The sequence below is a fragment of the Limnospira sp. PMC 1279.21 genome, from assembly GCF_032349615.1.
In the GTDB taxonomy this organism is placed as follows: Bacteria; Cyanobacteriota; Cyanobacteriia; order Cyanobacteriales; family Microcoleaceae; genus Limnospira; species Limnospira fusiformis.
Genome location: NZ_JARPLU010000587.1, coordinates 1 through 315, shown reverse-complemented (window position 1 = coordinate 315; position 315 = coordinate 1). Strand labels below are relative to the sequence as shown.

The following is a 315-nucleotide window of genomic DNA, read 5'->3' as shown; positions in this document are numbered from 1 at the left end:
TTAGACGAAGTCGCCGCAGCCGCTGGAACCTGCGTCCAGCGGAACGGCGACCGTCGAGATAAGCGGCTGAAATCGGTATCTAAACGAGCTAGTAAGACAATGGGGCTAGGTGGAAGTCTCCAGAAAGGCTTCTGCTCTCATACCTACCGCAAATGCCGTAATATCAACCGTCAAATTGGGCAGATTGTCTCGAAGCGTATTGTGCAGATTGCCCAACAGTTCAATGCCGATGCCATTGTCTTTGAGAACCTGAAAGGATGGAACCTACATTCCGCAGGTTGACAGGGAATAAAAGATATGGTGCTAGTCTAGGCT

The 315-nt window shown here is 50.2% G+C and carries 1 pseudogene; it reads left to right on the top strand.

Annotation, left to right across the window (positions count from 1 at the left end):
- Positions 1–282 (top strand): annotated as a pseudogene (locus P5683_RS26085) (IS200/IS605 family accessory protein TnpB-related protein); the annotation flags it as partial.
- Positions 283–315 lie beyond the last annotated feature (33 nt).